This is a genomic window from Streptomyces roseicoloratus (assembly GCF_004117935.1).
GTDB classification, from domain to species: domain Bacteria; phylum Actinomycetota; class Actinomycetes; order Streptomycetales; family Streptomycetaceae; genus Streptomyces; species Streptomyces roseicoloratus.
In genome coordinates this window covers 1-3,308 of record NZ_SDOY01000136.1, presented here as the reverse complement: position 1 = coordinate 3,308, position 3,308 = coordinate 1, and the positions used below count along the sequence as shown (strand labels likewise).

Below are 3,308 nucleotides of genomic sequence, written 5' to 3'. Positions count from 1 at the left end.
GGCCTCCAAGGCGGAGGAGCTGGCGGCGCTGCCGCTGGAGGAGCGGCTGAAGCGGCGGATCGTCGACGGCGAGAAGAACGGTCTGGAGGCGGATCTGGACGAGGCGCTGGCCGGGCGCCCGGCGCTGGAGATCGTCAACGACGTGCTGCTCGACGGCATGAAGACGGTGGGCGAGCTGTTCGGCTCGGGGCAGATGCAGCTTCCGTTCGTGCTCCAGTCGGCCGAGGTGATGAAGACGGCGGTGGCCTACCTGGAGCCGCACATGGACAAGGTCGAGGGCGCGGAGGGCAAGGGGACGATCGTGCTCGCCACCGTGCGCGGCGACGTCCATGACATCGGCAAGAACCTCGTCGACATCATCCTGTCCAACAACGGCTACAAGGTGGTCAACCTCGGTATCAAGCAGCCGGTTTCGGCGATCCTGGAGGCCGCGGAGGAGCACGCAGCCGATGTGATCGGCATGTCGGGTCTGCTCGTGAAGTCGACCGTGATCATGAAGGAGAACCTGGAGGAGCTGAACGGCCGCGGGCTGGCCGCCAGGTATCCGGTGATCCTCGGTGGTGCGGCGCTGACCAGGGCGTACGTGGAGCAGGACCTGCACGAGCTGTACGACGGCGAGGTCCGCTACGCCCGCGACGCCTTCGAGGGCCTGCGCCTGATGGACGCCCTGATGGCGGTCAAGCGCGGTGTACCGGGCGCGACCCTGCCGGAGCTGCGCGGCCGCCGGATCGCCGCCCGGACCACGGCGACCGCGCGGGCCGAGGCACCCGGGTCGGAGCCGGCGGGCCGTTCGGACGTGGCCGCGGACAACCCCGTACCGACGGCACCGTTCCTCGGCACCCGCGTGGTGAAGGGCATTCAGCTGGCGGAGTACGCGAGTTGGCTGGACGAGGGTGCGCTGTTCAAGGGGCAGTGGGGGCTGAAGGACAAGGAGACGATCGAGGCGGAGGGCCGGCCGCGGCTGCGGGGCTGGCTGGAGCGGCTGCAGACCGAGCGGCTGCTCGAAGCGGCCGTGGTCCACGGCTACTTCCCCTGTGTGTCCAAGGGTGACGACCTGATCATCCTGGACGAGGACGGACGCGAGCGGACCCGGTTCTCCTTCCCGCGTCAGGAACGCGGCCGGCGACTGTGTCTGGCCGACTACTTCCGGGCGGAGGAGACCGGCGAGGTCGACGTGGTCGGTCTCCAGGTCGTCACCGTCGGGTCGCGGATCGGCGAGGAGACGGCGAAGCTGTTCGCCGCCGACGCCTACCGCGACTACCTCGAACTCCACGGCCTGTCCGTGCAGTTGGCGGAGGCGCTGGCCGAGTACTGGCACGCGCGGGTACGGGCGGAGTGGGGCATCGGCGGGTCCGATCCGGCGTCCGTGGCCGGCATGTTCCGCACCGAGTACCAGGGCTGCCGCTACTCGCTGGGTTATCCGGCGTGTCCGGACCTGGAGGACCGGGCGAAGATCGCCGAACTGCTCGATCCCTCGCGGATCGGGGTGGAGCTGTCGGAGGAGTACCAGCTGCATCCCGAGCAGTCCACCGACGCCTTCGTCGTCCACCACCCCGAAGCCACCTACTTCAACGCGGGAGGCGGCCGATGACCTCCCCTTCCCCCACCGAAGCACCGCCGTCACCGACCTTCTCCTTCGAGTTCTTCCCGCCGAAGACCGACAAGGGCGAGCGGACCCTGTGGGACGCGATCCGGCGGGTCGAGGCGCTGGCACCGGACTTCGTCTCCGTGACGTACGGCGCCGGCGGCTCGTCCCGGGACCGGACGGTGGCCATCACCGAGCGCGTCCTCACCGAGACCACACTCCGGCCGATCGCCCATCTGACGGCCGTCGGCCACTCGGTGACCGAACTGCGGCGGATCATCGGCCGTTACGCAGCCGCCGGGATCCATGACGTGCTCGCGCTGCGCGGCGACCCGCCGGGCGACCCGCGCGGCACATGGACGCCGCACCCGGAAGGGCTGACGTACGCGTACGAGCTGGTCGAACTCCTGAAGAGCGTCGGCTCGTTCACCGTCGGCGTCGCCGCCTTCCCGGAGCGGCACCCGCGGTCGCCGTCCTGGGAGAGCGACATCCGGCACTTCGTCGCCAAGTGCCGGGCGGGCGCGGACTACGCGATCACCCAGATGTTCTTCGACCCGGAGGACTACCTGCGGCTGCGCGACCGGGTCGCCGCGGCCGGCTGCGACACCCCGATCATCCCGGAGATCATGCCGGCGACCTCCTACGACCAGATCCGGCGCTTCGCCGAGCTGAGCGACGCTGCCTTCCCGCCGGAACTCGCCCGGCGCCTGGAGGCGGCCCGCGGCCGCCCCGGGGAGGGACACCGGATCGGCGTCGACCACGCCACCGCCATGGGCGAGCGGCTGCTCGCCGAGGGCGCGCCGGGACTGCACTACATCACGCTCAACAGTTCGTCCGCCGCGGTGGAGATCCACCGCAACCTCGTGCCCGGACGGACCTCCGCACGGACCTCTTCACGGACCACTTCCCTGCTCAACGCCGCCTGACGACTGGAGTCGACATGCCTTCCGACCACCTCGACCGCCTCGACCGCCTCGACCGCCTCGACCACAGCCTTGCTCACGACTTCAAGGTCGCCGACCTCGGTCTCGCGGAGTTCGGCCGCAAGGAGATCACGCTGGCCGAGCACGAGATGCCGGGCCTGATGGCCATCCGCAAGGAGTACGCCGAGTCCCAGCCGCTGGCCGGCGCCCGGATCACCGGTTCCCTGCACATGACCGTGCAGACCGCCGTCCTCATCGAGACCCTGGTCGCCCTCGGCGCACGCGTCCGCTGGGTCTCCTGCAACATCTACTCCACCCAGGACCACGCGGCCGCGGCCATCGCCGCCGCCGGCATCCCGGTCTTCGCCTGGAAGGGCGAGACCCTCGAGGAGTACTGGTGGTGCACCGAACAGGCCCTGACCTGGCCCGGCGGCGAGGGCCCCAACATGATCCTCGACGACGGCGGTGACGCCACCCTCCTCGTCCACAAGGGCGTCGAGTACCAGAAGACCGGAAAGCTGCCGGAGGCCGACAACGAGGAACTGGCCGTCGTCCGCGCCCTGCTGGAGAACTCACCACTGGACTGGAGCACACTGGCGGCCGGCATCAAGGGCGTCACCGAGGAGACCACCACCGGTGTCCACCGCCTCTACGAGATGCACCGCGAAGGACAGCTCCTCTTCCCCGCGATCAACGTGAACGACGCCGTCACGAAATCGAAGTTCGACAACAAGTACGGCTGCCGCCACTCCCTGATCGACGGCATCAACCGCGCCACCGACGTCCTCATCGGCGGCAAG

The 3,308-nt window shown here is 69.7% G+C and carries 3 protein-coding genes; all 3 read left to right on the top strand.

The window, feature by feature from the left end; genetic code table 11:
* Nucleotides 1-1,591: vitamin B12 dependent-methionine synthase activation domain-containing protein (locus ESG85_RS21035; RefSeq protein WP_181019081.1), on the top strand; the 1,591-nt coding region annotated here is incomplete at its 5' end.
* Nucleotides 1,588-2,511 (top strand): methylenetetrahydrofolate reductase [NAD(P)H], encoded by a 924-nt coding sequence (metF, locus tag ESG85_RS21030; protein WP_128981526.1) that lies wholly within the window; start codon nt 1,588-1,590, stop codon nt 2,509-2,511. The genes ESG85_RS21035 and metF, both read left to right, overlap by 4 nt.
* A gap of 14 nt (nt 2,512-2,525) precedes the next feature.
* Nucleotides 2,526-3,308: adenosylhomocysteinase (locus ESG85_RS21025; RefSeq protein ID WP_128981524.1), on the top strand; the 783-nt coding region annotated here is incomplete at its 3' end.

What these genes read in the sequence shown, in the direction of transcription:
- metF (WP_128981526.1), top strand. Translation starts at nt 1,588, where the DNA reads ATGACCTCCCCTTCCCCCACCGAAGCACCGCCGTCACCGACCTTCTCC.